Raw genomic sequence first — 26,525 nt, 5'->3', positions numbered from 1 at the left:
CCGGCAAGCTGTGTCCGCAGGCAATCTAGTGGGATGCCTCGCTACGGCGGTAAAGTCATTTAAATCTATAGGTGTCATTCATGCGCGGTAAAATGCTTCCTTTTGCTTCTCAGAGTTTAGTCATGTCCGTTTTTGTACGTCGTTCCATGGTCGCCGCTTGCGGTTTGTTGACAGCATTTTCCACTTTCGCGGCAACACCGCCGGCCGCTGCTCCGCAAGCGTCGGCCGCCGGCAATACGGTAGTCATCCTGAATTCGCGCGACGCTACCATCACTTTGCTGGACCAGGCGACCTACAAGGAAATCGGTACTTTCCCGGTTGGCAAGGAACCGCACCACCTGATGCCGACGCCGGACAACAAATCGCTGATCGTGGCTGCGGCCACCGGCAATTCGCTGCTGTTCCTGGACCCGAAAAGCGGCCAGATCCAGAGCCAGGTGAAAGACATCGTCGATCCTTACCAGATCGGCTTTTCTCCCAATCAGAAATGGTTCATCGCCAACGGCCTGCGCCTCGACCGCATCGATATCTACGGTTACGACGGCAAGAACCTGAAGATCGCAAAGCGCCTGCCGCTGCCGTCCATGCCTAGCCATATGGCGTTCACGGCGGACAGTGCGCTGGCCTTCATCAGCCTGCAGGGCAGCGATGAGCTGGCGGCGGTCGACCTCGCCACCCAGAAAGTCAAATGGACCATGCCGGTTGGCAAGCAGCCAGCCGGCGTCTACATGACGCCCGATAACAAATACCTGCTGGTCGGCGTGATGGGCAGCGACTATGTCGCCGTGATCGACTGGCGCACCCAGAAGATCGTCAAGAAGATCAAGACCGGCGACGGCGCCCACAATTTCCGTCCGCAGGGCGACAACCGCCATGTTTTCGTTTCCAACCGTGTCGCCGGCACCATCAATGTGCTGGATTTGAACACGCTGGAAAGCGTCGGCAGCATCAGCGTCCCGGGCGGTCCGGACTGCATGGAAATCACGGCTGACGGCAAGACCATGTGGGTCACCCAGCGCTGGGTCAAGAAGGTGTCGGTGGTGGACCTGGCGACACGCAAGGTGATCAAGTCGATCCCGGTGGGCCGTTCGCCGCACGGCATCTATTTCAACAACCGCGCTTCGGAACTGTGATGCGTCTCCTGTCCCTGGTCAAACCCGGCCTGGCCGCCACGGCGGTGCTGGCAGCCGGCCTGGCGCTGGCGCAGCCGGCGACGTCAGCGCAGGCGTGCAGCGCCGGCACCATCTACCTGACCTTCGATACCGGCAGCCAGTCGCAAGCCCAGTACATCGCCCAGACCTTGCGCCGGCATCACATCAAGGCGACGTTTTTCATGGCCAATGAAAAGACCGTGAACGGCGACTACACCCTGGATCCGTCCTGGGCGCCGTTCTGGAAATCGCTGGTGGCCGACGGCCACGCATTCGGCAGCCATACCTTCGACCACGTCTACGCCAAGCGCGACCTGCCTGAAGGCAAGATCGAAGTGAAGCCGCAGTTCGGCGCCAACGCGGGCAAGCTGGCGGCCTGGAGTCCGCAGCAATACTGCGACGAGATCAAGCGCGTCGATCAGCGTTTCTACGAACTGACCGGCAGCCATGTCGATCATTTCTGGCGCACGCCGGGCGGCCACACCACGCCGCATACGCTGGCGGCAGGGGGAGCTTGCGGCTACAAGCACGTGGCCTGGGCCGACGCCGGTTTTTCCGGCGATGAACTGCCTAGCGACAAATGGCCGAACCAGATGCTGCTGGAGCGCGCGCTGAAGAACCTGCGCGACGGCGATATCGTCATGGCCCATCTGGGGATCTGGTCGCGCAAGGATCCGTGGGCGCCGGCGGTGCTGGAACCCTTGATCGGCGGCCTGGAGAAAAAAGGCTTTTGTTTCGCCACCCTGCGCGACAACCCGGCGTACCTGCCGGGGCAGGCGGACAAGCTGCATCGGCGCGGACTGAACGGCAAAGGGTAGTGACAAATCATGATCGATACCTTGATAAACTGGTTTGCCACCGTCCAGGCCTGGTTGTTTGAAACCGTGGTGCAGCCGCTCATGTTCCATGCCGGCTTCAGCGAATATCTGGAAGATGCCTTCGACGGCACCGAATGGTTCCTGATCGGCGTCTGCGAGCTGATCCTCCTGTTCCTCGTCCTGCGTCCGCTGGAAGCCTGGATTCCGGTGCATGCCTTCAACGACAGGCGCGCGCGCTGGACCGATTTCCTCTATACCGTGCTGTACCGCCTGGGCGCTTTCTCGGTCCTGGTGTTTTTCCTGGTCGATCCCTTGATGGCCAAGGCCACCGAGCTGCTGCACCTGGAAGGGATCAATCCCTTCAACCTGGAAAACCTGCTGCCCGGGATCAGCGACAAGCCGCTGGTCACCTTCCTGCTCTATCTGCTGGTGCTGGACCTGTGCGAATACGGCTACCACCGCGCGCAGCACAGCGTCGGCTGGCTGTGGGGCTTGCACAGCCTGCATCACAGCCAGCAGAACATGAACCTGTGGAGCGACGACCGCAATCATCTGCTCGACGGCGTCATCCACGATGTGGTTATGGCGCTGGTGGCGCTGGCCATCGGCGTCGAACCGGCGCAGTATGTGCTGCTGGTGTCGGTCACGCGCATGCTGCAAAGCCTGCAGCATGCCAACGTGCGTATCCATTTCGGCCGGCTGGGCGATGCGCTGCTGGTGTCGCCGCGCTTTCACCGCTGGCACCACGCCATCGGCATCGGCCACGAAAGCAAGGGCCAGGGCACGCTGGGCGGCCATAATTTCGGCGTGCTTTTTTCGTTCTGGGATATCTTGTTTCGCAGCGCTCATTTCGGCAAGAGCTTCGAGCATACCGGCATCCGCGACCAGCTTGCGACGGCCGGAAGGCCGGCGCGCGACTACGGCAGCGGTTTCTGGTCGCAGCAATGGCTGGGCCTGAAACGCATGGTTGAATTTTCCAGAAAGAGGTCACGCTGATGCGCCCGGTACTGGTTGCCTTCGGCCGGGCGCTGTTGTCACAGCTGCATTACCGCATGCTGATGCTGACCTTGCTGCCGTTCGTGTTGTCGGTGCTGCTGTGGGGGCTGGCGCTGTGGTGGGGTTTGCAGCCGATGATCGACTGGCTGCAAAGGAATTATTTTGCCGGCAACGACGGCCTCGGCATCGCCAATTACATCCCGGCCTGGCTTGGCCTGGGCGTGCTCAAGACCGTCATCATTCCCTGGCTGGCGCTGTGGGCCTTGCTGCCGCTGATGATCCTGACCGCCTTGCTGTTTGTCGGCGCCTTCGCCTTGCCGGCGACCGCGCGCCACATCGGCCGCCGCCACTTCGCCGCTCTCGAAATGCGCAAAGGCGGTTCGCTGCTCGGCAGCATCTGGATCTCCTTGTCGGCCTTCGCCGTTTTCTGCGTGCTGTGGCTGCTGACCTTGCCCTTGTGGCTGATCCCGCCGTTCGCCTTCCTGATCCCGCTGGTGCTGTGGGGCTGGCTGACTTACCGCGTGTTCGCCTATGAAGCGCTGGCCGCGCATGCCGACAAGGATGAGCTGCGGGCGATCCTGAAGATCCACCGCTGGCCCTTGCTGCTGATCGGCGTCATCACCGGCGCCCTCGGCGCCGCGCCTACCATGCTGTGGCTGGGCGGCGCGCTGTGGCTGGTGGTGTTTCCCTTGCTGGCGGCCGGCTCGATCTGGCTGTATGTGCTGGTATTCGTATTCACCGGCCTTTGGTTTGAGTATTATTGCCTGGCCGCACTGGCGAAATATCGGGCAGCGTCCGAGGCTGCTATCATTATGGCTAAACGCGATGACGGGCAGGCGATTCATCAATTGCCCGATACTTCGCAGCGTTAAAGGTTTTTGTCATAATTTCATTTATCCTCAGGGATCCTCATGGCAATCGGACTTATCATCATCGGCGACGAAATCCTGTCAGGCAGGCGAGTCGATAAACACTTTCCGAAAATACTGGAAATGCTGACGGCGCGCGGTTTGGCGCTGAGCTGGGCCGAATACATAGGGGACGATCCGGCGCGCATCACCGCCACCCTGAAACGCACGCTGGACAGCGACGATATCGTATTCTGCACCGGCGGCATCGGCGCCACGCCGGACGACCACACGCGCCAGTGCGCCGCCGCCGCGCTGGGCGTGCCGCTGGTGTTGCATCCTGAGGCGCGCGAAAAAATCCGCGAGCGCATCGCCGATACCGCGCGCGATGCCGGCCTCGCGCTGGATTACGATACGCCCGACAACCAGCACCGGCTGAAAATGGGGGAATTCCCGCAGGGCGCCGACATCATTCCTAATCCTTTCAACAAGATCCCGGGCTTCACCGTCCGTCACCAGGGCGCCGGCGCGCATCATTTCGCCCCAGGCTTTCCGGTCATGGCCTGGCCGATGTTCGAATGGGTCCTGGATACCTATTACGCCGACCAGTTTCATCAAAATCCGCAGCTGGAGCAATCGGTGCTGGTGTTCGAAGCCATGGAGTCGACGCTGACGCCGCTGATGGAAGCGATTGAAGCGGAGTTTCCCCTGGTGAAAGTATTCAGCCTGCCGCATGTGGGCGAGGGCGGCGTGCGCCGCCACATCGATCTCGGCGTCAAGGGCGAGCCGGTGCAGAGCGCCGCGGCGTTCGCCAAGATGCTGGCCGGACTCGACCAGTTGAAAGCCGAATACCGCCCCGCTTAAATTGCCCGGTAAATAATTCCTCCAATTCCTTCACCTAAACCACTGTGTAAAGCCGTTAGCGATTAACGGCGATCTGCACCCATCTGATTGATAATCACATGTTCGGATTTCTTTTCAAGCGCACAGAGCGTGCCGCGCCCCAGCCCGCAGTTGCTCCTCCGGCCGCGCTGCGCGCGGAAGCCAAGCAGGTTTCGGATCAGGCCCGGCAGCAAGCGCTGCAGCAGGCGCAAGCCTTGAGCGATGAGGCTGCCGCGGTGGCCTTCATCCTGCAATCGACGTTTGCCGACGCCCGCCTGGCGGCGGCGCAGCTGGTGCAGTCGTCGCCGGCGCTGGAGCAAGTGCTGCAAGCCTGCCGCAACACCGATCGCCGCGTCGCCAAACTGATGCAGGCGCGGCTGGACAGCGTGCGCCAGCAGCAAGCTATCGCCGGCAAGGCGGCTGCCTGCATCGCTCAGGCCCAGCGCCTGCAGCAAGAGCGGCAGCTGATGCCGAACCAGGTGGCGGAGCTGGACCGCAGCTGGGAAGGCAAGGATGTGCCGCCCGATTTGCTGCAGCAATTCACACAGTTGCGGGCTGCGCTGGCCGAGCGGCTGAGCGCGCAAGCGGTGTTGCAGCATGATGCCATCGGTTTGCTGAGCCAGGTGCGCGCCATGCATCTGCAAGCCAAGACCGGCCTGACCGATGCAGCTCCGGCGGCGCTGGATGCACTGGAAGCGCAGATGGCCAGTTGCGTCAGTCATTCTGAAGCCTTGACCTTGCCGCGCCACCTGGCGAGCGATTTTGCTCAGGAAGCGCAAGGCCTGCGCAAGCTGCTGCAGGATCTGCAACAACATCAGGCGGCGCTGCAGGCGCGCAATGAATTGCTGTCCAACTGGGAAGCGGCGACCGAGGCGCAGCAGCCGGAAGCCTTGAAAAGCGCATGGTCCGCCTTGCCAAAATTGCCGGTGGCTTTGCTGGACGATGGCCTGGAACAGCGGTACCAGGCATTGCTGAAACAGCATGCTCCGGTGGTCGTGCCCAAGCCGCAAAAGATTCAGTCCGAAGCTAAAGTTGCCGAGGCTGGCGAGCGTCCGCAAATCGCAGAAGCCCTGGATGGCCTGGAAAAAGCACTGGAAGACGGCGCACTGCAACAGGCAGTGGATTTTGACAAGCTCCTGCGAGCGATGGATTTCAAGCAGCACAAGCCGAGCGCCACCCAGACTAGCCGCCTGGCGCAAGCCCGCGGCGAACTGACTCGGCTGCAAGGCTGGGCGCGCTGGGGCGGCAACGTCTCGCGCGAAGAGTTGACCAAGGCAGCGCTGGAATTGCCGGCGCAGGAGCTGGCGCCGGCGGAACTGGCAAAGAAGATCGGCAGCTTGCGGGCGCGCTGGAAATCGCTGGATGTCAGCTCCGGTTCGGCGCCCAAGGCCTTGTGGGAAGGCTTCGACGCTGCCTGCACCGCCGCCTATGCGCCGGTGGCTGCGCATTTCCAGCAGCAGGCTGAACAGCGCCAGGCCAACCAGGTCAATGCCCGCGCCTTGATCGACGAGGTTCAGCAGTATGCGCAAAGCGCGCTGGCGACCGATGCGGCAGGCGCGGCGCCGGACTGGAAAATCATTGCCCAGTTCTGCCAGCAAAAGCAGCAGGCCTGGAAAACCCTGGGGCCGATCAACCGCAGCGAGAAAAAATCACTGGACGGCGCTTTTGCCGCCGCGCTGCAAAGCCTGCAAGGGCCGCTGGCGGAGCAGCAAGCGATCGAAGTCGGCCGCCGGGAAAAACTGATCACCGAAGCCGCGCAGTTGCCGGCCAACCAGCGCGACACCGCGGATCGCGTGAAGGAATTGCAGGCGCGCTGGCAGGAGCAGGCCAAGGCCTTGCCCTTGCCGCGCCAGGAAGAGCAGGAACTGTGGCTGCGTTTCCGCAGCGCCTGCGACGCCATCTTTGCCCAGCGCAAGGAAGCCGCCTCCAGCGCCGATGCCGAGCGGCGCGACAATCTGCGGTTGCGTGAAGAGCAATGCGCGGCGCTGGAAGCCTCTGTGACCGAGCCTGCGGCCGGATTGGCAAAAATATTGCAGCAGGCCCAGCAAGACTGGAACCGCGGCGGCCAGGTGCCGCGTGCGGCCGAGGCGCAAATCGATGCACGCTTCCAGGCCGCCGTAGCGGCAGCGCAGGCGATACTCGAACAGAGCCGGCGCCAGGCAGCGCTGGCGCAAGCCGATGCCTTGCGCGGCAAGCTGGCCCTGTGCCAGAAAATTGAAACGGCAATCGCCGGCGGCGCCAATGACAGCCCTGGCGAGTCCGACTGGCGCGGCGAGTGGCAAGCATTGCCTGCGCTGGCTCCGGCATTTGAAAAAATCCTCGCTGCCCGCTTTGAACGTGCCGTACAAAATGGCAGCGGCTACGCCGCCAGGCTGGAAGCCGGCCGCCCGTTGCTGCAGCAGGAGTTGCTGCGCGCCGAAATCATGGCCGGCAGCGACAGTCCGCCAGCGCTGTCGCGCGAGCGCCTGCAGTTGCAGGTGGAAGTCTTGCAAGCTTCGCTCAAGGCCGGCGGCGCCGCGAAAAATATCGAACAGCAGCTGTTGCATATCTGCGACTTACCGGCTTTGATGGACGACGCCGCGCTGCTGCGTTTGCTGAAACTGGTCGCCCTGGCCAAAGCGTGATGCCGGCCCGGATCGCACACAATGCGTCCGGGCAAAAAAATACCCCGGCGATCCGGGGTAAGTAACGATACCAGCGTTGCAGGTACCGAGGAGACCAGAAGCCGGCACGCGCTAGCGCGCCGGCAAAGAAGAATTACTTCTTGGTAGTAGTACGGGCAGCGCTCTTGGTAGCAGCTTGCGACAGTTGGTCGACTGCGTTGTTGACGTTGGTTTCCAGTGTTTCCACAGCTTGCTTGGTGCTCTTGGCAAACTGTTCGTAACCGGCGTTGGCGCTGCCGATTGCCGATTTGACGAAAGCAACTGCGCCTTCTGCGCCTGGAGGAACCGATTTCGACGCCTGGTCAACGAATTCGATGACTTTACGCTTGGTTTCCGCAACCTGGGCTTCAGCAGCCTTGGCCAGTTCGGCTTGGGTGCTGGAAGCGATGCTGGCGAAATGACGGCCGTAAGCGATGGCTTTTTCAGTGTTTGGCTGGGCCAGCGCTGCGCTCAGCGAGAAAAATTCCTGTGGGTCTTTCGCCGCAAACAGTTTCTGGGTAGTCGCGTTCGAATCTTCCAGCGAAGCCTTGGCGGCGTTCAGGTTGAGGTCGATCAGTTTTTCCACGCCGGCAAATGCCTTGTTGGTGAAATCGGTGAACAGCGCCAGATTAGCTTCGAAATTGGCTTTGGTAGCGGCTGAAAATTGTTCTGCAACGGTAGACATGGCTTCTCCTAGGATTCGATACGGTAAAAAAACGAAATTGGTAGGGCAACTAAGGGTGGCTAATCGCTAGCCGTTGATTACGTCTGCCAGTACGTTTGATACGCATTGTGCGACGCAACAATTTGATTGTAAATTATTCTGAAATCGTGTCAAGCGAATTTTTGTGCGCTGCAATATAAACTTGAGATTATTTAAGACTAAGCTTATGAAAAGCGCTTGTTTAAGCCGTTTTTGCTTGTTTATTTGTTATGTTGGCTGTCAAATTTACCAGTAACGCCTGTCATATTTACCAGTGTTAGACTGTTGTTTTATTGCACCTCGTCAGGCCCGCCTTGAAAGCCTTTTACAGCGATCATTTCGTCTTGCCTTTGCCGGCCGGCCATCGCTTCCCCATGCAGAAATACCGGCTGATCCACGAAGGCGCGCTGGCGACCGTCGCCGGCATCGATTTCCATGAAGCGCCCAGCACCAGCGACGGCGTGCTGGCGCTGGCGCATCATCCGCGCTACATCGCCGAGGTCAGCAGCGGCACACTGGCGGACAGCGTGCAGAAAGCCATCGGTTTTCCCTGGACGCCACAGATGGTGGAGCGTTCCAGGCGTTCCGCCGGCGCCACCATCGCCGCCTGCCGCGCAGCGCTGGCCGGGCCGGAACCGGTCGCGGTCAACCTGGCGGGCGGCACCCATCACGCCTTTGCCGACCAGGGCGCCGGCTTCTGCGTCTTCAACGATGCCGCCATCGCTGCCAGGCTGATGCAGGCGGAACGGCGGGTGCAGCGGGTCGCGATCGTTGACCTGGATGTCCATCAGGGCAACGGCACGGCGTCCATCCTGGCGCACGACGATTCCATCTTTACCTTGTCGTTGCATGGCGCCCACAACTATCCTTTCAGCAAAGAGCAGAGCGATCTCGATGTCGCGCTGGAGGATGGCACCGGCGACGAGGCCTACCTGGATGCCTTGCAGGGTGCGCTGGCAACCATGCTGGCGCGCTTTTCTCCGCAGCTGATCATTTTCCTGGCAGGCGCCGATCCGCACGAGGGCGACCGGCTGGGGCGGCTGAAGCTCAGCTTCGAGGGCCTGGCCCGGCGCGACGCCATGGTGCTGGAGACCGCCGGCCGTCTGTCGATACCGGTGGCGATCAGCATGGCCGGCGGCTACGGCAAGAATATACAAGACACGGTAGCGGTACACCTGCAAACTATCGCGCTGGCGGCAAGTTTTGCCAAAGACTTCGCTCTGCAGCGCCCGGCTGCGGCGCCGCTCACCCAACCCGGATAATTCCATGTCTTCAGCCAGTTCCTCGCCGGCGGCGCCTGTCGCCCATCCTTTGCTCGCGGCCATGCCGATGGTGTTCGTGGTGCTGTGGAGCACCGGTTTCATCGTCGCCAAGTTCGGCTTGCCGTATGCGCCGCCGCTGACGTTCTTGCTGCTGCGCTTCGGCGGCGTGCTGCTGGTGCTGCTGCCATTGGTGCTGCTGATGCGCGCTCCCTGGCCGCGCGGAAAAATCGCGCATATCGCGTTCGCGGGGATCTTGCTGCAGGGCGGCTACCTGGCGGGCGTCTGGTGCGCCATCAAGCTGGGCATGCCGGCCGGCCTGTCTGCGCTGATCGTCGGCATGCAGCCTATCCTGACGGCGTTCGCCGCGCCCTTGATCGGCGAATCGGTCAGGCCGCGCCAATGGCTGGGCCTGGTGCTGGGGATTTGCGGAGTAGGGCTGGTGGTGGCCGCCAAGATTACCCTGGTCGGCCTGTCCTGGACCAGCATCGGTTTATGCTTGATGGCGCTGCTGTCGATGACGGCCGGCACTCTGTACCAGAAGCGCCACTGTCCGCATTTCGATCTGCGCAGCGGCACCGTCATCCAGTTTGCCGCCTCGGTCGTGGTGCTGCTGCCATTTGCCATGTTCTATGAGCACCTGACGCCGGCGCTGGATACGGTGCAATGGACGCCGCGCTTCATCGGCGCCTTGCTGTGGTCGATCTTCGCCTTGTCGATCGGCGCCATCTTCCTGCTGTTCGCCCTGATACGCAAAAGCGCGGCCACCAGCGTCACCAGCTTACTCTACCTGACGCCGCCCACCACGGCGCTGATGGCCTGGCTGATGTTTGGCGAAGTCTTCAACCTGCTGGGCATTGCCGGCATGGTAGTGGCGATACTGGGCGTGGTCTTTGTCATGAAAAAATAAGCACGGCCATCAGACCGGCAGCAGCATCACCAGCTTCAGCTCAGGCCGGGTGGCGACCCGCAGGTTGACCTGGCGGTAAGCCAGCCGGCCCAGCGTCGGATGGGTAAAGCGGCGTTCGCCGCCTTCCTTTTCCACCACATCGTGCAGGTTCCAGGCGCGCTGGAACGCCGCGCTGGCGCTGCTCAGGCGCGCCACCAGCTGGGCAATTTCCGGGTCGTCCAGATACATGCCGCAATCGGCGCGGAACTCCGCCGCCAGGCGGCTGGCGCGCTGCTCCCAATCGCTGATCAGGAGTGCCGCCTGCGGCGCGCAGTAGGTATATTCGAGCAGATTCCTGCGGCTGTCTTTCTGGTCCAGCCAGCCGACGAACAAGGTCTTGGCGGCGCGGTTCCAGGCAACCGCGTTCCAGTGGCGGTCGAGCAGATAGGCCGGCGTCTTGATGCTGCCGGTGACGGCCAGGATTTCATCGGGAATGGCCTCGGCCTGCGAATCCTGCGCCTGCGGATCCTTTTTGCCGGACAGTTCAAACAGATAAGCGCGCTTGGCGCGCGACAAGTGCAAGGCTTCGGCGATCCTGGCCAGCGCCGCTGCCGAAACCGAGACGGTGCGTCCCTGTTCGATCCAGGTGTACCAGGTGACGCTGATATCGCATAGCTGCGCGACTTCTTCGCGCCGCAGGCCGGGCGTGCGGCGGCGGGTGCTGCCGCCCAGCCGCAGTTCGGCTGCCGAGAGCTGGGTGCGCTGGGTCCTGATGAATTCGCCCATTGCCTTGCGTTTGCCTGCTTCATCCATGGCGCGCTTTATCCTGTTGGTGGAGGTAATAGTATAAGCACTAGACTTGTAACAGGATACGGAATAATTACACTGGTGACTCGCCTACAGCCCTGGCCGCAAAATCCAAGCTGCGCCCGGGGCTCGGGTTTGTATGAACGCCCGTTACCTATTTCTGAGGAGAAGCTTATGAGCACTGTACGTAACCACGACAAGGTCGTGTCGGAACAATTCGGCAGCACTGCCGCGGCCTACCTGAGCAGCACCGTCCACGCCCAGGGCGCCGATCTGCAGCAGCTGGCGGCTTACGCTCAGCAATTCCGCCAGGGCAAGGCGCTGGACGTCGGCTGCGGCGCCGGGCACGCGGCGTTCGCCATGGCGCCGCATATCGGCACCGTGATCGCCTACGACCTGGCGGCGGAAATGCTGGCGGTGGTGCAGGGGGCCGCTGCCGAGCGCGGCCTGAGCAACCTGCATGTGCAGCAGGGCAGCGCAGACCAGTTGCCATTTGCCGATGCTTCTTTCGAGCTGGTCTGCACCCGCTACAGCGCGCATCACTGGAAAGACTTGCCGCGGGCGCTGGCCGAGATGGCGCGGGTATTGAAGCCGGGCGGCAAATGCATCGTGATCGATACGGTGTCGCCGGAAGATGTTCTGAGCGATACCTATTTGCAGTCGATAGAGCTGCTGCGCGATGCCTCGCACGTGCGTAACCGCAGCGTCCCGGCCTGGCGCCAGTTGCTGGCCGACGCCGGTCTGCGGCCGGCAGCTGACCAGAGCTGGAAGCTGCCATTGCAGTTCGATATCTGGGTCGCTCGCATGCGCACTCCGCCGGAACGGGTGGCCGCGATCAAGTCCTTGTGGGACAGCGCGCCGTCGGAAGTGTCGGCTTACTTCGGCCTGCAGCAGGATTATTCATTTAATATCGATGCAGCCCTTATGGAATGTTACAAATAGTCCTATGCTAAAGGAAATGTCTGGCCGTCGAGTTGCGGTAAAATCTAGCTCGCAAATCGTCGTCCAGACATCGAAAGTCGTTTAATTTAGTGCGCTAACTATCTAATTCTCTTGCGATTTTTCTGGTATTTGCCTACACTGCCACAAAGTTATAGATCGTCGCATATTGGAGCCGCAAATGGGCAAATCCGCGTTAATTGTTTTTTTGTCATTTTTCCTCGTGCTCGCGATCGCGCCCGCTGCTCCTGCTTCTGCCCAAACTAGTCAGTCCACTGCAAAGAAATCCGCGAAAAAAGCCGCGGCTGGCAAGGCTGCAACTGCCAAAGCTACTTCCTCCCACAAGAAAGCCGTCGCCAAGGCCGGCTCCAGAAAACACACCGTGATTGCCGCCCGCGGCCGCAGCAGCACTGTGGCTTCGCTCAACAAGAACGAAAAGCTGGTGAAAAAAGTGGTGATGGTGCATGGCCGCCGCAAAGTGACTTATCAGCGCGTAGCGTTTGCGCCGGTGGTGCCTGCCTTGCCGCCGGTGCTGTCGGCTGGCGAACAAGCCGGCCTCAACCTGACGCGCGATCCGCTGGAACTGAAGTCCAGCGTGGCGCTGGTGCTGGATCAGAACAGCTCGGAAGTGCTGCTGGATAAGAATTCGCAGGTGGCATTGCCGATCGCCTCGCTGACCAAGCTGATGACCAGCATGGTGGTGGTCGAATCGAAACAAGACATGAACGAAGTGCTGGCCGTGACCGATGACGACATCGACCGCGAAAAGCATAGCGGCTCGCGCCTGCGTGTCGGTTCGCAGTTGAGCCGGTCCGACATGCTGCATATCGCCCTGATGAGTTCCGAGAACCGCGCCGCATCCGCGCTGGGACGCAACTATCCGGGCGGCTTGCCAGCCTTTGTGATCGCCATGAACGCCAAGGCCAAGGCGCTCGGCATGACGGAAACCCATTATGTCGATTCAACCGGCCTGTCGCACCTGAACGTTGCCAGCGCCCGCGATTTGTCGCGCCTGGTGATGGCCGCGTATCAGCATCCGATCATCCGCCAATATTCAACCGATTCGAAATACGTAGTGGAGCCGGGCGGCCGTCCGCTGCAATATTCCACATCCAATCATCTGGTCGAAAATCCTGAGTGGCAGATCGGTCTGCAAAAGACCGGCTACATCAATGAAGCAGGGCGCTGCATGGTCATGCAGACCACCATCGAAGGCCGCCAGATCGTCATGGTGTTCCTCGATTCGCGCGGCAAGTATTCGCGCCAGGCTGACGCTGACCGCGTCCGCAAATGGCTGGCTGATTCGCACCCTGCTACTTTGACGCGGGTGAAGATCGCCGACGGCCAAAGCTGAATCTGATTGTCCGCCGGCGCCATCCAGCCGGCATCTGAAATTGAAAAAGAGTTTATTCATCGCTGAATAAACTCTTTTTTTATGTGCCGCCGCCTGAGGATTGGCGCGCCGCTATTGCTGCTGCGAGGCGTATCCCAGCACTGCGGAAATCTGGTTCGCGGTGCTGATCAGATCCTCCACCCATTCCTCTTGCAAACGGTCCGCCGGCGCCGAAATCGACAGGCCGGCGATCATCTTGCCGGAATCGTCGCGGATGCCGGCCGCCATGCAGCGCACGCCCAGTTCCAGTTCTTCATTGTCGCGCGCATAGCCTAGCGCGCGCACCAGGCTCAGCTCGCGTTCCAGTTTGCCGAGATCGGTAATGGAATTCTTGTTGTGTCCGGCCAGGCCGGTGCGAGTGGCGTAGGCGCGCACCATTTTCGGATCGTCGATGGAGAGGAACAGCTTGCCGGTCGAGGTCAGGTGCAAGGGCGCGCGGCCGCCGATGGCGCGCACCACCTGCATGCCGGAGCGCTCGGAAAACGCGCGGTCGATGTAGACGATTTCATCGCTCTGGCGCACCGAGAGATTGACGGTCTGGTTGGTCTTGCGATGCAGGCCGCGCATGAAATCCAGCGCGGCTTCACGCACATTGAGCCGGCTTTTCACCACATTGCCCAGTTCCAGCAGGCGCATGCCGAGCCGGTAGCTGCCCGGCTCGGAACGGTCGACAAAGCGCTTGACCACCAGATCGTTGAGGATCCGGTGCGCCGTCGACGGATGCAGGCCGGTCACCGCCGACAGCTCTTTCAGGCTGACCGGATCAGGGTAGAGCGCCAGCGTATCCAGCAGCGAGATCATGCGCTCGATAACCTGGATCGAAATCTTGTCGGCGTCGTCGGGAGTAGCTGTTTTCATTGATTTAATGGTGCATTGCAATGGAATGTTTATATCATAATGTGAAAAGCCGTGCATTGCTATTGTCATCGATTAGAGCGCTGCCACAATCGCCAATCGTTGATAAACCGTATAAAAAGAGCGATGAAAGCGCAAGCGTGCACTGCAGCAAGGCTGTTAAAATGCAAGGATTAAAGTGCAAGCAATCTGCATTTCCATCATCGCAAGCCAGCCTTGCCTTCAAGATCAGTACAGCATGAGCGAAAAACCGCAATCCACGCAGTCGCCGGCGCAGGAATCCCAGCCGCAACCGATTAGCGAATTCAAGAGCACCAGCGGCTTCAAGAGAATTTTCTCGGCTTTCTTTTATTCCGCCGAAGGCTTCCGCTCCGCCTGGAAAAACGAGCATGCATTCCGCCAAGAGCTGCTGATCGTCGTTCCCGGGATTATCGTTGCGCTGCTGCTGCCGGTGTCGGCGCTGCAAAAGCTGATGCTGATCGCGGTGCTGATCTGGATCATCATCATCGAACTGATCAATTCGGCGATCGAAGCGGTGGTCGACCGGGTGTCGCTGGAGCGCAACCCTCTTTCCAAGAATGCCAAGGATTTTGGCAGCGCCGCAGTGCTGCTGACGTGCGTGCTGGCGGTTGCTACCTGGGCCGTGATTCTTTACCCCGTCCTGATGTAATCCCGAAGTAGTCCCAAGCGCAAGGCCAATGCCGGGAAACAGTCCCGGCAGCGAATACCCATCAATACGCTTGCCCATGTTTGCACGTTTGTGTATATTTGTACTTGTTTATGCATGATGTGAGCTCATATGACTACCGCGAATCTGCTGCTCAAGGAACGTCACGCGCTTATCAGGCAGCGGCTGCTGGCTGACGGCCGGGTGCTGGCGCTCGATCTGGCGCAGCAACTGAACGTTTCCGAAGACACCATCCGGCGCGACTTGCGCGACCTGGCCGCGGCCGGCCTTTGCACCAGGGTTTATGGCGGCGCCTTGCCGCCGTCGCCCGCGGCTGCGCCACTGGCGGAACGGCGCATGCAGGCGCCGCAACGCAAGGCGCGGCTGGCGCAGGCAGCGGTTGCGCTGGTGACCGCCGGCGACGTGCTGTTCATCGATGCCGGTTCAACCAACCTGGCGATTGCGGAGGCGTTGCCGCGCTGGCCGCTGACGGTGGTGACCAATGCCGCGGCGGTCGCGCTGGCCTTGCTGGAGCGGCCGGAGATCGCGCTGATCATGGTCGGCGGCCGGGTCGATGCGCGCAGCGGCGCCAACCTCGGCGCTGCGGCCTTGCGCGATGCCGAACGGATGCGGCCGGACATTTTCTTCCTCGGCGCTTGCGGCGTCGACGCCGAGGCGGGACTCAGCTGCTTCAACTACGAAGAGGCCGAATTCAAGCGCAGCCTGGCCGCCGCCAGCAAGGCGGTGCTGGTCGCCGCTACCCGGGAAAAATTCGGCACGGCGGCGCCGTTTGCGGTGCTGCCCGCCGCCCACTTGACGCATCTGGTGCTGGAACATGACGCCGACAGTAAGCAGGCAGCGCAATTCAGCCGCCAGGGCGTGCAGCTGCTTTACGCCGCCGCCGTGTGATGAACGATCCTGAAAGCCATGCCATGAATCCTGTCGGCCCGAAACAGCGCTACGCGACCCGGCTGGCGTTTCTCTGCGCCGGTCTGGCGATGTCGGCCTGGGCGCCGCTGGTGCCGTATGTGAAGGCGCGCCTGGGGGCCGGCGAAGCCGAACTCGGGTTGCTGCTGCTTTGCCTCGGCGTCGGCTCGCTGCTGTCCATGCCGGTGACCGGCATGCTGGCGGCGCGTCTCGGTTGCCGCCGCGTGATCCTGAGCGCCGGCATGCTGGCCTGCCTGATTCTTCCTTGCCTGACGCTGGCGGCCAGCCCGCTTCAGCTGGGCATAGGCCTGTTCTTTTTCGGCGCCGCCATCGGCACGCTGGATGTCGCCATGAACGTACAAGCGGTGATGGTGGAAAAAGCCAGCGGCGGCGCGCTCATGTCTGGCTTCCATGGCATGTTCAGCGTCGGCGGTTTTGTCGGCGCCGGCGGCATGGCGCTGCTGCTATGGCTGGGCCTGAGTCCGCTGACGGCCAGCGGGGCGGCGGCGCTGGTGGTTGCCGCGCTATTGATCGCGGCTGCGCCGCACCTGCTGCGCGAGCCGGAAGCGGCCGGACGCGGTGCGCTGTTCGCGCTGCCGCATGGCGCCGTGATCTTTATCGGCGTGCTGTGCTTTATCGTGTTTCTGGTAGAGGGGGCGGTCCTGGACTGGAGCGCATTGTTCCTGACCGCCACGCGCGGGCTGGCTGCCAGCCAGGGCGGCCTCGGCTATGCCGCTTTCGCCATCGCCATGACCTGCGGCCGCCTGACCGGCGACCGCATCGTGCGCCGCTTCGGCGGCAAGCGCGTGCTTTTGCTGGGCGGCCTGTGCGCCGCCGGCGGCTTCTTTGTCGCCGTTGCGGCGCCGAACGCCGCAACGGCGCTGGCCGGCTTCGTGCTGATCGGCCTGGGCGCTTCCAATATCGTGCCCATCCTGTTCAGCGCCGCCGGCAACCATGGCGCGATGCCAGCCAGCCTGGCGATTGCCGCCATCACCACCATCGGCTATGCCGGCATCCTGGCCGGTCCGGCCTTGATCGGCTTCGCGGCGCACGCCAGCAGCCTGAACAGTGCGTTCGCCGGGCTTGGCTGCGCCTTGCTGCTGGTGGCGGCCAGCGCTCGCCTGGGGGCGGCGGGACGTGCTAGCGAAACTGCGCCGCGCTGATGAACTGCGAGTAGGTCTCGCACCAGATCACCACGGTGTTGTAGCGCGACAGGTCGACCGGCTGCTGCGACATGTCGACGATGAAGCGCTCGAAAGTCTTTACCTCGCCCACGCGCAGGGCCTGCTCCTTGATCTTCAGGAATTCTTCCTTGGTGCCGACGTAGCCGGAAGTCAGGTACACCTTGTAGTCCGGACCGGGCGCGATCTTGCCCTCGAATGCGATCGCATCTTCGCTGACGGCCACCGTTCCTTGCGCCCAATGCAGGAAGTCGCTGCCCGGCAAATCCTTTTTGAATACCGCGGTGTATTTTGCCTTGCCGGCGGCTTGCGCCAGCTCCGTCGCGCTCGGGCCATCGCCCGCAATGAGTATCGGCAGGAAGTAAACGCCGGCGCCAAAGCCGATGGCGAGCGCGAGCAAATGCGAGGCGAGATAGGCAAGGATTTTTTTCATGAGGTCTCCGATAGGGATCTGATCAAGCGTGCTTGTCTTTTCTAGTCGCCCCATATCGTGATTCCTTACAGTCAGGGCTCCCGCTTTATGCCAAATCGGCTTGGATATCCCGCCTCCTTATTCATCGGTCAGGTCCATACATATCTGTTTTCTGCATAAGGAGAGAAGAAAGTATTCGTTCTGTTTTCCAGGCGGCCTCATTAATCTGTATTCCTCAAAACAAAAAACATTCACAAGGGAAGAGGAATATGTTGAAGAAAATCGTCAGATCGGTCATCGCCATCGCCCTGCTAGCCCAAGGCGCGCAGCTGGTGCACGCAGCGGATGTGTCGCTGCTGAATGTTTCATATGATCCAACGCGCGAGCTGTACCAGAAGTACAACAAAGCCTTTGCCAAGTACTGGAAAGAAAAGAGCGGCGACAACGTCACGCTCAAGGCCTCGCATGGCGGTTCCGGCAAGCAGGGACGCTCGGTGATCGACGGCCTGGAAGCCGATGTGGTGACTCTGGCGCTGGCTTACGATATCGATGAGATTTCCGAAAAGGCCAAGCTGCTGCCGGCCGACTGGCAAAAGCGCCTGCCGCACAACAGCACGCCTTACACCTCGACCATCGTGCTGCTGGTGCGCAAGGGCAATCCCAAGGGCATCAAGGACTGGGACGACCTGGTCAAGCCTGGCGTCTCGGTGGTGGTGGCCAATCCCAAGACTTCCGGCGGCGCGCGCTGGGCCTATCTGGCTGCCTACGGCTATGCGCTGAAGAAGAACAATAACGACGACGCCAAGGCGCGCGATTTCATCACGCGTCTGTACAAGAATGTGCCGGTGCTGGATTCCGGCGCCCGCGGCTCGACCGTGACCTTTGCCGAACGCGGTGTCGGCGATGTCTTGCTGTCGTGGGAAAACGAGGCCTATCTGGTGGAAGCGGAATTCGGCAAGGGCAAGTTCGACACCGTGTTCCCATCATCGAGCATCCTGGCGGAACCGCCGGTGGCAGTGGTCGACAAGGTCGTGGACAAGCGCGGCACGCGCAAGGTGGCGCAGGCTTACCTGGAGTATCTGTACTCGCCGGAAGGGCAGGAAATCGCCGCCCACAATTACTACCGTCCGATCGATCCCAAAGTCGCCGCCAAATATGCCACCAAGTTTCCGAAGCTGAGCCTGTTCACCATCGACGACACTTTCGGCGGCTGGAAGAATGCGCAGAAGACTCACTTCAGCGACGGCGGCGTGTTCGACAAGATTTACCAGCCTGGCGCGAAGTAGCCCGCCAGATCGTATTTACCCCAGAGGCTCTGCGCAGCAGAGCCCGTTTCAAGATTGCACTAGATGACTATTCTGTTGTTGGCCGGCAGCCCGTCGGCGCCTTCGCGCTCCACCCGGCTGTTGCACTACACAGGCGACAAGCTGGCGCTGCTGGGGCATCGCTACAGCAAGCTGGATGTGCGGGACCTGCCGGGCGATGCCTTGCTGCGCGCCGACTTCGGCCACCCGGCGATCCAGGCGGCGCTGGCGCTGGTAGCGCAAGCCCGCGCGGTGGTAGTGGCGACGCCGGTCTACAAGGCGGCCTATAGCGGCGCGCTGAAAGCGTTTCTCGATGTGCTGCCGCAGTTTGGCCTGACCGATAAGCTGGTGCTGCCGCTGGCCACCGGCGGCAGCCAGTCGCACATGCTGGCGCTGGATTATGCCTTGCGGCCGGTCTTGTCGTCGCTGGCGGCGCGTCATGTCCTGCCCAGCATTTACGCTACCGAGGCGCAGGTGCAGTGGTCGGAGCAGGAAGGCTTGAGCCTGGACCAGAATGTGTTCCAGCGCATAGCCGAGGGTGTGCAACAGTTGTCGGACAGCTTGCTGGCGCTGCAAAAGGTCGGCACCCATGAGTTCAACCCGATTCCATTTTCACAGGTGCGATGTAGCGTATAGCGCATCCGGCTAATTTAGATCCCGCTCCCGCTTGATTGAAATCCGCTTTAGCCAGCGGAGGGGGAGCGCTTTGCCCAAAGAAACAGCTATCTATCAGATATCAGAAAGCCAGCAATGACCGATACGATCAAGAACAGACACACAAGGCGCCACGTGCTTGCCATGCTCTCCGCAGTCGCAGCTGGCGCACTAGTGGCCGGCGCGCCGCAACTGGCGCAAGCCGAAAGCAGGCAGCTGCTGCGCATCGGCTATCAGAAGGCGGCCAGCACGCTGGTGCTGCTGAAGGCCCACGGCACCCTGGAAAAGCGGCTGGCCGCGCAAGGCATTGAAGTGAAATGGGCCGAGTTTGCCGCCGGTCCGCAATTGCTGGAAGCCTTGAATGTCGGCTCGGTCGATTTCGGCTATGTCGGCGAAGCGCCGCCTATTGTCGCCCAGGCGGCCGGCGCCGATTTTGTCTACAGCGCTTATGAGATCCCGACGCCGGAAGCGGAAAGCATCCTGGTGCCGAAAAATTCTCCCATCAAATCGCTGGCGGAATTGAAGGGCAAGAAGATCGCCTTCAACAAAGGCTCGGATGTGCATTGGCTGGTGATCAGCCTGCTGAAGAAAGGTGGCGTCGGCTACAGCGAATTCCAGCCTATCTATCTGGCGCCGGCCGATGCGCGCGCGGCATTTGAGCGCGGCGCGGTGGATGGCTGGGCGATCTGGGATCCGTTCCAGTCCGCTGCGATCAGGCAGATCGACGCCCGTGTGCTGGCCAACGGCAGCGGCGTGGTCAGCCATCATCAGTTTTTCCTGAGCGCGCGCAAGTACGCCGAGAAAAATCAGGCGGTGGTGAATGCCATCCTGGAAGAAGTCGGCAAGGAAGGCCAGTGGATACGCGCCAACTACAAGGAAGCGGCGGCGCAGCTGGCGCCTATCCAGGGTCTGGATCCGGACGTGATCGAAACGGGCCTGCGGCACTATGCCCACATCTACAAGCCGGTCGACAGCAAGGTGCTGGACGAACAGCAGAAAATCGCCGATACCTTCTACGAGCTGAAGCTGATTCCGAAAAAAATCTCGACGCACGATGCCGTGCTGTCTGACAAGACCTGAGGCGCCAGATCATGACAGGCACATCGAATTTCCGCCGCCAGTTGCTGCTGTTGCTTGCCATGGCGCTAGCCGTGCCTGTCTTGCATGCGCAGGCGGCAGCGGACAAGAAAGCGCCGGAACAGATACGCATCGGTTTCCAGAAGAGCGCGGTCAACCTGGTGGTGCTGAAACAGCGCAGCACGCTGGAACAGCGCTTCAAGAACAGCAAGATCGTCTGGCTGGAGTTTCCCGCCGGCCCGCAACTGCTGGAAGCGCTGTCGGCCGGTAGCCTGGATTTTGGCCTGACCGGCGACAGCCCGCCGGTATTTGCGCAAGCCGCCAACAAGGATTTGCTGTACGTCGGCGCGGAGCCGCCGAAGCCGGAAAGTTCCGCCATCCTGGTGCAGAGCGCGTCATCGATCAAGACCCTGGCCGATCTGAAGGGTAAGCGGATCGCCGTGCAAAAAGGCTCTAGCGCTCATTTCCTGCTGTTGCAGGCGGTGAAAAAGGGCGGGCTGGCGTGGAGCGATATCCAGCCTATCTATCTGGCACCGGCCGATGCCCGCGCCGCGTTTGAGCGCGGCAGCGTCGATGCCTGGGCCATCTGGGATCCGTATTACAGCGCCGCCGAGCTGGGTTTCAAGCCGCGCGTGCTGAGCACAGGGCGCGGCCTGTCGAACAATAATTCCTTCTACCTGGCCTCGCGCGCATTTGTCGAGAACTACCCGGCCACGATCCTGACGCTGCTGGATGAACTGACCAGGGCCGATCGTTATGTACAGCAGAATCGCAAGGAAGTGACGCAATTGATCGCCGACGTCAGCGGCCTTGACCCGGTCACCGTGCAGCTGTTCCTGAGCCGCCGCGCCAGTCCGTCGCCGACCACCGTGATCGATGCCGCCATGGTGGCCGATCAGCAGCGCGTGGCTGACAGTTTCAAGGAAATCGGCTTGATTCCGCGCGCGATCAAGGTGGCCGATATCGTCTGGCAGCCGAAGACTACGCCGGTGGCAAAGCAGTAGATCCGTATATGCATTTACACACATGGAAGCAGTCATGAACGTTTTCTGGTTTATTCCGACGCACGGCGACAGCCGTTACCTGGGCACCTCGCAGGGCGCGCGTCCGGTCAATTTCGACTACATGAAGCAGATCGCGGTAGCCGCCGATACCCTCGGCTATGACGGCGTGTTGCTGCCGACCGGCCGCTCTTGCGAGGATGCCTGGGTAGTGGCATCCAGCCTGCTGGGCTTCACCCAGCGCCTGAAATTCCTGGTGGCGATCCGCCCCGGCCTGAGCACGCCGGGCCTGGCGATCCGCATGGCGTCGACTTTCGACCGCCTTTCCAACGGCCGCCTGCTGATCAATGTCGTCACCGGCGGCGACCAGGCAGAGCTGGAAGCGGATGGCCTGTTTGCCGAGCATGCCGAGCGCTACGAGATTTCCTCGGAATTCCTCAAGGTCTGGCGCGGCGCCTTGTCCGGCGAAGGCGGCGAGGGCGGCTACAACTTCATCGGCAAGCATATCAAGGTGAAGGGTGCGAAGACTTTGTATCCGCCGGTGCAGAAACCGTACCCGCCCTTGTATTTCGGCGGCTCTTCGGAACCGGCGCACGAGCTGGCGGCGGAACAGGTGGATGTCTACCTGACCTGGGGCGAGCCGCCGGCAGCGGTCGCCGAAAAGATTGCCGATATCCGCGCCCGCGCTGCCAAGCACGGCCGCACGGTGCGCTTCGGTATCCGTCTGCACGTAATCGTGCGCGAGACCAACCAGGCTGCCTGGGCGGCTGCGGAAGACTTGATCAGCCATGTCGACGACGATGTGATCGCCCGCGCACAAGCCGCATTTTCCAAGATGGATTCGGAAGGCCAGCGGCGCATGGCGGCGCTGCACGGCGGCCGCCGCGACAAGCTGGAAGTTTCGCCCAACCTGTGGGCCGGCGTCGGCCTGGTGCGCGGCGGCGCCGGCACCGCGCTGGTGGGCGACGCGGAAACCGTGGCGGCACGCATGCAGGAATATGCCGATCTTGGCATCGATACTTTCATCCTGTCCGGCTATCCGCACCTGGAAGAATCCTATCGTTTCGCTGAACTGGTGTTTCCGCTGCTGGGCAAGGGCCGGGCAGCGTCCGGCGAGCAAGCTCTGACCGGACCGTTCGGCGAAGTCATCGCCAACGGCTTGCTGCCGAAAGCATCGCAAAGCTGAGGAGGCTGTATGAGCGCAGTAATTCATAGCACGGCGGCCGCACCGGCGCTGGCGAAAAAGCCACAAGCCGGCGCCGCCCGCAAGGGCAGCGCGCTGCACATCTGGAAAGAGCGGCTGCTGCCATGGCTGCTGCCGTTGCTCCTGATCCTGGGCTGGGAATTCGCCGCCAAGGCCGGCTGGCTGTCGAGCCGGATCTTGCCGGAGCCGTGGGCGGTGGCGCGCGCGGCTTGGTCGCTGACGGTGTCCGGCGAGTTGTGGACCCATGTCCGCATCAGCGCCTGGCGGGCGATTTCCGGCTTTGCGGTGGGCGGCGGCCTGGGCTTGCTGCTGGGTTTGCTGACCGGGACTTTCAAGCGGGCGGAAACCTTGCTCGACACCAGCATCCAGATGATACGCAACATTCCGGCGCTGGCGTTGATTCCGCTGGTGATCCTGTGGTTCGGGATCGACGAGTCTTCCAAGCTGTTCCTGGTGTCGATCGGCGTGTTTTTCCCGGTGTACCTGAATACCTTCCATGGCATCCGCTCGGTCGACAAGGGCTTGATCGAGATGGCCAGGAGCTACGGCTTGTCGGGCTGGCCCTTGTACCGCGATGTCATCCTGCCGGGCGCCTTGCCGTCGATCCTGGTGGGCGTGCGCTTTGCGCTGGGACTGGTGTGGGTTTTGCTGATCGTCGCCGAAACCATTTCGGCGCAGGCCGGCATCGGCTACATGACCATGAATGCCCGCGAATTCCTGCAGACCGACGTGGTGCTGGTCGGCATCCTGCTGTACGCCTTGCTGGGCAAGCTGGCCGACATGCTGGCGCGCGACCTGGAGCGCTACTGGCTGCGCTGGCATCCCGGCTATCAGTAAGCAGTCATTGTGTATTACGAACGAATGTTGTCTAGGGTGGATCTGAACATGCAAATTGATCTTGTTGAAAATGCTGAAGTAGAAGCCGCTGCCCGCACTGCCGCGCGCGGCATCAGCATCCAGGTGCGCGCAGTTTCCAAGGCGTACGGCGAGCGCGAGGTATTGAAGACATTGGATGTGGAGATCGCGGCAGGCGAGTTCGTTGCCATCGTCGGCCGCAGCGGCTGCGGCAAAAGCACCTTGCTGCGCCTGATCGCCGGGCTGGAGCAGCCCAGCCAAGGCCGCATCGGCTTTGAGGGCGGCGGACAGCGCAGTGGACAACACGAAGGTGCGCCAGAGATCCGCATCATGTTCCAGGATTCGCGCTTGCTGCCGTGGAAGCGCGTGCTGAATAACGTCGGCCTGGGTTTGCCGCGCGCCTCGCAGGCTTTGGTAAAGGCCTTGGCGCAGGTTGGCCTGGAAGACCGCGCCCATGAATGGCCTGCGGTTCTGTCCGGCGGCCAGCGGCAGCGGGTGGCGCTGGCGCGGGCGCTGGTGCATGAGCCGGAATTGCTGCTGCTGGATGAACCGCTGGGCGCACTGGATGCCTTGACCCGCATCGAGATGCAGCAGTTGATTGAATCGCTATGGAAGAGCCGCGGCTTTACCGCTGTGCTGGTGACGCATGACGTGCAGGAAGCGATTGCACTGGCCGACCGTGTGCTGCTGATCGAAGACGGGGAGATCACGCTGGATGAGCGGATCAGCCTGGCGCGTCCGCGCGCTCGCGGCAACCTGGCTTTCGCCCAGCTGGAAGAACGGATCCTGGCGCGTGTGCTGAAACATCCGGCGGCGCAGCCTGATTCCGTGCTCGGCGACCTGTCGCTACAGCGTACTTTCAGTCAGGTTAGCTGGGCTGTCTAGAAGAGTGTAAAAATATTTTCGTATGTAGGGTGGGCACGCTTTTGTGTCCACGCGGATACCGATACAGCGTGGGCACAAAAACGTGCCCACCCTACCTCTGAATTTTTGACCTAACCGCATGACCAAAGGAGAAACCATGAGCATCCAGGCAATTAACGTCCGCAACCAGTTCCGCGGCAAGATCCACACCATTACCGAGGATGAGGTTTTGTCCCTGCTCGATATTGAAACCCCGTCCGGCATCGTGTCGTCGGTGATCACCACGCGCTCGGTGCGCGACCTCGGGCTGGTGGTCGGATCCGAGGTAGTGGCGCTGGTGAAAGCCACCGAAGTCTCGATCGCCAAACTCTGATTTTTACAGTTCGCCAGCAACATCCATTTATCTCGTTTTTTTTCAGGAAAATATCATGACTATCCAAGCCATCAATGTACGCAACCAGTTCAAGGGCAAGATCAAGGCCATCATCGAAGGCACCGTGGTGTCGGAAGTCGACGTCGAGACGCCGGCCGGCATCGTCACTTCGGTGATCACTACCCGTTCGGTCAAGGACCTGGGGCTGGTGATCGGCACCGAGGTCGTCGCGCTGGTGAAGGCGACCGAAGTGTCGATCGCCAAGATCTGATGTCCCTGTCTTGACCACGGAGATGCCATGACCTTTCCCGCCCTGGAGCAATATCTCGCCCGTTTGCACAGCGTCAATCACGGTGGCGCGCACGCCGAAGTCCGCAGCGATTGCCGGGTCTGGCTGGATGCCGACGGCCGGGCCCAGGGCCGGTATTTCAACACCACGCTGACCAGCGTGTTCCAGCCTGTGCGGCAGATCGATACGCTGGCCGGCAAGGGCGCCATCATCGGCCATGAAGGCTTTGCCCACAGCTACTCTTCCAGCGACAACGGGCTGTATCTATGGAAGCTGCTGGACCATGCCGCCAGCGACGACGAATCGATCGAGCTGGACCGGCTGTGCCGCATGCTGCATTCGATCAATTTCTATCGGCAGCCCGAGGCCGAGGCGGGCGATCTGTACCTGAGCGTGCATGCGCGCTTGCTGGCGGCGGTCGACAGCAACCACGGCATGGCGTTTCGGCGTATCCTGAACCTGCTGCAGCTGCCGCATGAAAAAATCGTGCTGCAGCTGCCGACCATTACGGAAAACCAGGGCTGGCTGCTGAACTACGTGCTGGATAATTACCGGCGCAACCACTTCCGCCTGGCGGTGAATGCCGACGATGTAGCGCAGGCCGCCGCTTTGCTGGAGAAGGTGAGGCCGGATGTGATCAAGATCGATGCGCGCGGCGTCACCCATGACGAACAAACCACGCGCCTGCTGGAGCAATGCGCGGCGCGCGGCATCCAGGTGATTTTCAAGCGCCTGGAAAAGGCGCGCGACCTTGAAGTGTTGCAGCAGCTGGCAAGAATATCGACGCTGCCACTGCATGCGCAAGGGTTTCTGTGGGATCTGCCGCAAGCCGCATTGCATGCTTTTGCCGCGTCTGCCGAGGCGCAACCGGACGGTTTGCCGGCAGCGAGCGTAGACCTTGGAGGTGACTGATCATGGCGACGCTGTCTTCGTTTCGTGTGCTGGTGGTGCCCGGGCTGTACAACAGCGGTCCGCAGCATTGGCAATCGCGCTGGCAGCGGCTGTATCCGAACTTCGAACGGGTCGAGCAGGCGCACTGGGATGCGCCGGTGCTGGAAGTCTGGTCGCAGCGCTTGCAGCAGCAGTTGCGCGGCACGGACCAGCCGACCCTGGCGATCGCCCACAGCTTCGGCTGCCTGACGACCATCCACAGCGCCTTGAACGATGCGCCGAACCTGGCCGGCGCGCTGCTGGTGGCGCCGGCCGATCCGGACAAGTTCGACGTCAGCGCAGAAGTCAACGGCCGGCTGCCGGTGCCGGCGATCGTGGTCGGCAGCCTTAACGATCCGTGGATGGAAAGCGGCCGCGCCCGCCACTGGGCCAAGATCTGGGGCGCCGACTATATCGACGCCGGTGCGCTGGGACATATCAATGCCGAGTCCAACCTGGGCGACTGGATTTATGGCCAATCGCTATTGCAACGATTGGTTGCTCTCTCCAGCGAGCCGCAACGGCAAGCGCATAAGGCGCTTTCCATCGCTACCCGCTAATGTCATCTGAGGGCAACGTCATCTGGGGGCAGGAGTCATGTGGGG

Annotated in this window: 28 protein-coding genes; 24 read left to right on the top strand and 4 right to left on the bottom strand. The window is 61.5% G+C overall.

Annotation, left to right across the window (positions count from 1 at the left end):
* Nucleotides 1–122 precede the first annotated feature (122 nt).
* From AC07V8_RS03940 to AC07V8_RS03915, 6 genes are all read left to right on the top strand, one after another.
* Entirely contained in the window at nt 123–1,133 is a 1,011-nt protein-coding gene (locus tag AC07V8_RS03940) for a YVTN family beta-propeller repeat protein (protein WP_494677366.1), read from the top strand.
* Nucleotides 1,133–1,969, top strand: coding sequence for a polysaccharide deacetylase family protein (locus AC07V8_RS03935; RefSeq protein ID WP_494677365.1), 837 nt, complete (start codon nt 1,133–1,135; stop codon nt 1,967–1,969). The genes AC07V8_RS03940 and AC07V8_RS03935 overlap by 1 nt, the downstream gene beginning before the upstream one ends.
* A gap of 9 nt (nt 1,970–1,978) precedes the next feature.
* On the top strand, nt 1,979–2,965 hold the full coding sequence (locus AC07V8_RS03930; protein ID WP_494677364.1) for a sterol desaturase family protein: 987 nt from the start codon (nt 1,979–1,981) through the stop codon (nt 2,963–2,965).
* Entirely contained in the window at nt 2,965–3,837 is an 873-nt protein-coding gene (locus AC07V8_RS03925; protein WP_494677363.1) for an EI24 domain-containing protein, read from the top strand. Before AC07V8_RS03930 ends, AC07V8_RS03925 begins: the two co-directional genes overlap by 1 nt.
* 39 nt (nt 3,838–3,876) lie before the next feature.
* Complete coding sequence (locus tag AC07V8_RS03920) at nt 3,877–4,677, top strand: competence/damage-inducible protein A (RefSeq protein ID WP_494677362.1); 801 nt, start codon at nt 3,877–3,879, stop codon at nt 4,675–4,677.
* A gap of 98 nt (nt 4,678–4,775) precedes the next feature.
* The gene (locus AC07V8_RS03915; protein WP_494677361.1) at nt 4,776–7,319 is read left to right on the top strand and encodes a DUF349 domain-containing protein; all 2,544 of its coding nucleotides are present in this window, start codon (nt 4,776–4,778) and stop codon (nt 7,317–7,319) included.
* A 133-nt stretch (nt 7,320–7,452) separates the two neighbouring features.
* Here AC07V8_RS03915 and AC07V8_RS03910 read toward each other — a convergent pair whose 3' ends face one another.
* A complete protein-coding gene (locus tag AC07V8_RS03910) occupies nt 7,453–8,022 on the bottom strand; it encodes a phasin family protein (protein ID WP_494677360.1) in 570 nt (189 codons plus the stop codon).
* 332 nt (nt 8,023–8,354) lie between these two features.
* Between AC07V8_RS03910 and AC07V8_RS03905 the strand changes: the two genes are divergently transcribed.
* A complete protein-coding gene (locus tag AC07V8_RS03905) occupies nt 8,355–9,302 on the top strand; it encodes a histone deacetylase family protein (protein WP_494677359.1) in 948 nt (315 codons plus the stop codon).
* Between the two features lie 4 nt (nt 9,303–9,306).
* On the top strand, nt 9,307–10,209 hold the full coding sequence (locus AC07V8_RS03900) for a DMT family transporter (RefSeq protein ID WP_494677358.1): 903 nt from the start codon (nt 9,307–9,309) through the stop codon (nt 10,207–10,209).
* Nucleotides 10,210–10,218: 9 nt separating this feature from the next.
* Here the strand turns inward: AC07V8_RS03900 and AC07V8_RS03895 are convergent, their stop codons facing one another.
* On the bottom strand, nt 10,219–11,001 hold the full coding sequence (locus AC07V8_RS03895) for a helix-turn-helix transcriptional regulator (protein WP_494677357.1): 783 nt from the start codon (nt 10,999–11,001) through the stop codon (nt 10,219–10,221).
* A 168-nt stretch (nt 11,002–11,169) separates the two neighbouring features.
* Here AC07V8_RS03895 and AC07V8_RS03890 point away from each other — a divergent pair, with 168 nt between their 5' ends.
* Together AC07V8_RS03890 and pbpG are read left to right on the top strand one after the other, a co-directional pair.
* Complete coding sequence (locus AC07V8_RS03890) at nt 11,170–11,937, top strand: class I SAM-dependent methyltransferase (RefSeq protein WP_494677356.1); 768 nt, start codon at nt 11,170–11,172, stop codon at nt 11,935–11,937.
* Nucleotides 11,938–12,115: 178 nt separating this feature from the next.
* Nucleotides 12,116–13,288, top strand: coding sequence for a D-alanyl-D-alanine endopeptidase (pbpG, locus tag AC07V8_RS03885; protein WP_494677355.1), 1,173 nt, complete (start codon nt 12,116–12,118; stop codon nt 13,286–13,288).
* Between the two features lie 111 nt (nt 13,289–13,399).
* Here the strand turns inward: pbpG and AC07V8_RS03880 are convergent, their stop codons facing one another.
* Nucleotides 13,400–14,185, bottom strand: coding sequence for an IclR family transcriptional regulator (locus tag AC07V8_RS03880; protein ID WP_098496079.1), 786 nt, complete (start codon nt 14,183–14,185; stop codon nt 13,400–13,402).
* A 235-nt stretch (nt 14,186–14,420) separates the two neighbouring features.
* On the opposite strand from AC07V8_RS03880, the gene AC07V8_RS03875 reads away from it, so the two are divergent.
* The 3 genes from AC07V8_RS03875 to AC07V8_RS03865 all read left to right on the top strand — a co-directional run bounded on the left by AC07V8_RS03875 (nt 14,421) and on the right by AC07V8_RS03865 (nt 16,939).
* The gene (locus tag AC07V8_RS03875; protein WP_211444331.1) at nt 14,421–14,852 is read left to right on the top strand and encodes a diacylglycerol kinase; all 432 of its coding nucleotides are present in this window, start codon (nt 14,421–14,423) and stop codon (nt 14,850–14,852) included.
* A gap of 129 nt (nt 14,853–14,981) precedes the next feature.
* Nucleotides 14,982–15,758, top strand: a complete 777-nt coding sequence (locus AC07V8_RS03870) for a DeoR/GlpR family DNA-binding transcription regulator (protein WP_494677354.1) — start codon at nt 14,982–14,984, stop codon at nt 15,756–15,758.
* Complete coding sequence (locus AC07V8_RS03865; RefSeq protein WP_494677353.1) at nt 15,758–16,939, top strand: MFS transporter; 1,182 nt, start codon at nt 15,758–15,760, stop codon at nt 16,937–16,939. The genes AC07V8_RS03870 and AC07V8_RS03865 overlap by 1 nt, the downstream gene beginning before the upstream one ends.
* On the opposite strand, the gene AC07V8_RS03860 is transcribed toward AC07V8_RS03865, so the two are convergent.
* Nucleotides 16,917–17,390 carry a DM13 domain-containing protein gene (locus AC07V8_RS03860; protein WP_494677352.1) on the bottom strand — a complete coding sequence of 158 codons (474 nt, stop codon included), beginning with the start codon at nt 17,388–17,390 and terminating at the stop codon, nt 16,917–16,919. The genes AC07V8_RS03865 and AC07V8_RS03860 overlap by 23 nt on opposite strands.
* Before the next feature lie 248 nt (nt 17,391–17,638).
* On the opposite strand from AC07V8_RS03860, the gene AC07V8_RS03855 reads away from it, so the two are divergent.
* The 11 genes from AC07V8_RS03855 (at nt 17,639) to AC07V8_RS03805 (ending at nt 26,480) form a co-directional block, all read left to right on the top strand.
* A complete protein-coding gene (locus AC07V8_RS03855) occupies nt 17,639–18,655 on the top strand; it encodes a sulfate ABC transporter substrate-binding protein (protein WP_494677351.1) in 1,017 nt (338 codons plus the stop codon).
* A 63-nt stretch (nt 18,656–18,718) separates the two neighbouring features.
* Nucleotides 18,719–19,309, top strand: a complete 591-nt coding sequence (ssuE, locus tag AC07V8_RS03850; protein WP_494677350.1) for an NADPH-dependent FMN reductase — start codon at nt 18,719–18,721, stop codon at nt 19,307–19,309.
* A 114-nt stretch (nt 19,310–19,423) separates the two neighbouring features.
* Nucleotides 19,424–20,407, top strand: coding sequence for a sulfonate ABC transporter substrate-binding protein (locus AC07V8_RS03845; RefSeq protein ID WP_494677349.1), 984 nt, complete (start codon nt 19,424–19,426; stop codon nt 20,405–20,407).
* 11 nt (nt 20,408–20,418) lie between these two features.
* Nucleotides 20,419–21,408 carry a sulfonate ABC transporter substrate-binding protein gene (locus AC07V8_RS03840; RefSeq protein WP_494677348.1) on the top strand — a complete coding sequence of 330 codons (990 nt, stop codon included), beginning with the start codon at nt 20,419–20,421 and terminating at the stop codon, nt 21,406–21,408.
* Between the two features lie 34 nt (nt 21,409–21,442).
* The gene (gene ssuD, locus AC07V8_RS03835; RefSeq protein ID WP_061938786.1) at nt 21,443–22,591 is read left to right on the top strand and encodes an FMNH2-dependent alkanesulfonate monooxygenase; all 1,149 of its coding nucleotides are present in this window, start codon (nt 21,443–21,445) and stop codon (nt 22,589–22,591) included.
* A 9-nt stretch (nt 22,592–22,600) separates the two neighbouring features.
* Entirely contained in the window at nt 22,601–23,446 is an 846-nt protein-coding gene (gene ssuC, locus AC07V8_RS03830) for an aliphatic sulfonate ABC transporter permease SsuC (RefSeq protein ID WP_494677347.1), read from the top strand.
* Between the two features lie 48 nt (nt 23,447–23,494).
* Complete coding sequence (locus AC07V8_RS03825; RefSeq protein WP_494677346.1) at nt 23,495–24,349, top strand: ATP-binding cassette domain-containing protein; 855 nt, start codon at nt 23,495–23,497, stop codon at nt 24,347–24,349.
* 136 nt (nt 24,350–24,485) lie between these two features.
* Nucleotides 24,486–24,701, top strand: coding sequence for a TOBE domain-containing protein (locus AC07V8_RS03820; protein ID WP_098496090.1), 216 nt, complete (start codon nt 24,486–24,488; stop codon nt 24,699–24,701).
* A 55-nt stretch (nt 24,702–24,756) separates the two neighbouring features.
* Complete coding sequence (locus tag AC07V8_RS03815; RefSeq protein WP_014007003.1) at nt 24,757–24,972, top strand: TOBE domain-containing protein; 216 nt, start codon at nt 24,757–24,759, stop codon at nt 24,970–24,972.
* Nucleotides 24,973–24,999: 27 nt separating this feature from the next.
* Nucleotides 25,000–25,902: an EAL domain-containing protein gene (locus AC07V8_RS03810; protein ID WP_494677345.1), complete on the top strand. Its 903-nt coding sequence runs from the start codon at nt 25,000–25,002 to the stop codon at nt 25,900–25,902.
* A gap of 2 nt (nt 25,903–25,904) precedes the next feature.
* Complete coding sequence (locus AC07V8_RS03805) at nt 25,905–26,480, top strand: RBBP9/YdeN family alpha/beta hydrolase (RefSeq protein ID WP_494677344.1); 576 nt, start codon at nt 25,905–25,907, stop codon at nt 26,478–26,480.
* Nucleotides 26,481–26,525 lie beyond the last annotated feature (45 nt).

The organism is Collimonas sp. GW821-FHT02H07, assembly GCF_059421505.1.
This window is presented reverse-complemented; position numbering and strand designations above follow the sequence as displayed.

Bases quoted from the DNA above. Each gene is read 5' to 3' on its own strand.
- AC07V8_RS03940 (WP_494677366.1), top strand. From the start codon at position 123: ATGTCCGTTTTTGTACGTCGTTCCATGGTCGCCGCTTGCGGTTTGTTG.
- AC07V8_RS03935 (WP_494677365.1), top strand. From the start codon at position 1,133: ATGCGTCTCCTGTCCCTGGTCAAACCCGGCCTGGCCGCCACGGCGGTG.
- AC07V8_RS03930 (WP_494677364.1), top strand. From the start codon at position 1,979: ATGATCGATACCTTGATAAACTGGTTTGCCACCGTCCAGGCCTGGTTG.
- AC07V8_RS03925 (WP_494677363.1), top strand. From the start codon at position 2,965: ATGCGCCCGGTACTGGTTGCCTTCGGCCGGGCGCTGTTGTCACAGCTG.
- AC07V8_RS03920 (WP_494677362.1), top strand. From the start codon at position 3,877: ATGGCAATCGGACTTATCATCATCGGCGACGAAATCCTGTCAGGCAGG.
- AC07V8_RS03915 (WP_494677361.1), top strand. From the start codon at position 4,776: ATGTTCGGATTTCTTTTCAAGCGCACAGAGCGTGCCGCGCCCCAGCCC.
- AC07V8_RS03910 (WP_494677360.1), bottom strand. From the start codon at position 8,022: ATGTCTACCGTTGCAGAACAATTTTCAGCCGCTACCAAAGCCAATTTC.
- AC07V8_RS03900 (WP_494677358.1), top strand. From the start codon at position 9,307: ATGTCTTCAGCCAGTTCCTCGCCGGCGGCGCCTGTCGCCCATCCTTTG.
- AC07V8_RS03895 (WP_494677357.1), bottom strand. From the start codon at position 11,001: ATGGATGAAGCAGGCAAACGCAAGGCAATGGGCGAATTCATCAGGACC.
- AC07V8_RS03890 (WP_494677356.1), top strand. From the start codon at position 11,170: ATGAGCACTGTACGTAACCACGACAAGGTCGTGTCGGAACAATTCGGC.
- pbpG (WP_494677355.1), top strand. From the start codon at position 12,116: ATGGGCAAATCCGCGTTAATTGTTTTTTTGTCATTTTTCCTCGTGCTC.
- AC07V8_RS03880 (WP_098496079.1), bottom strand. From the start codon at position 14,185: ATGAAAACAGCTACTCCCGACGACGCCGACAAGATTTCGATCCAGGTT.
- AC07V8_RS03875 (WP_211444331.1), top strand. From the start codon at position 14,421: ATGAGCGAAAAACCGCAATCCACGCAGTCGCCGGCGCAGGAATCCCAG.
- AC07V8_RS03870 (WP_494677354.1), top strand. From the start codon at position 14,982: ATGACTACCGCGAATCTGCTGCTCAAGGAACGTCACGCGCTTATCAGG.
- AC07V8_RS03865 (WP_494677353.1), top strand. From the start codon at position 15,758: ATGAACGATCCTGAAAGCCATGCCATGAATCCTGTCGGCCCGAAACAG.
- AC07V8_RS03860 (WP_494677352.1), bottom strand. From the start codon at position 17,390: ATGAAAAAAATCCTTGCCTATCTCGCCTCGCATTTGCTCGCGCTCGCC.
- AC07V8_RS03855 (WP_494677351.1), top strand. From the start codon at position 17,639: ATGTTGAAGAAAATCGTCAGATCGGTCATCGCCATCGCCCTGCTAGCC.
- ssuE (WP_494677350.1), top strand. From the start codon at position 18,719: ATGACTATTCTGTTGTTGGCCGGCAGCCCGTCGGCGCCTTCGCGCTCC.
- AC07V8_RS03845 (WP_494677349.1), top strand. From the start codon at position 19,424: ATGACCGATACGATCAAGAACAGACACACAAGGCGCCACGTGCTTGCC.
- AC07V8_RS03840 (WP_494677348.1), top strand. From the start codon at position 20,419: ATGACAGGCACATCGAATTTCCGCCGCCAGTTGCTGCTGTTGCTTGCC.
- ssuD (WP_061938786.1), top strand. From the start codon at position 21,443: ATGAACGTTTTCTGGTTTATTCCGACGCACGGCGACAGCCGTTACCTG.
- ssuC (WP_494677347.1), top strand. From the start codon at position 22,601: ATGAGCGCAGTAATTCATAGCACGGCGGCCGCACCGGCGCTGGCGAAA.
- AC07V8_RS03825 (WP_494677346.1), top strand. From the start codon at position 23,495: ATGCAAATTGATCTTGTTGAAAATGCTGAAGTAGAAGCCGCTGCCCGC.
- AC07V8_RS03820 (WP_098496090.1), top strand. From the start codon at position 24,486: ATGAGCATCCAGGCAATTAACGTCCGCAACCAGTTCCGCGGCAAGATC.
- AC07V8_RS03815 (WP_014007003.1), top strand. From the start codon at position 24,757: ATGACTATCCAAGCCATCAATGTACGCAACCAGTTCAAGGGCAAGATC.
- AC07V8_RS03810 (WP_494677345.1), top strand. From the start codon at position 25,000: ATGACCTTTCCCGCCCTGGAGCAATATCTCGCCCGTTTGCACAGCGTC.
- AC07V8_RS03805 (WP_494677344.1), top strand. From the start codon at position 25,905: ATGGCGACGCTGTCTTCGTTTCGTGTGCTGGTGGTGCCCGGGCTGTAC.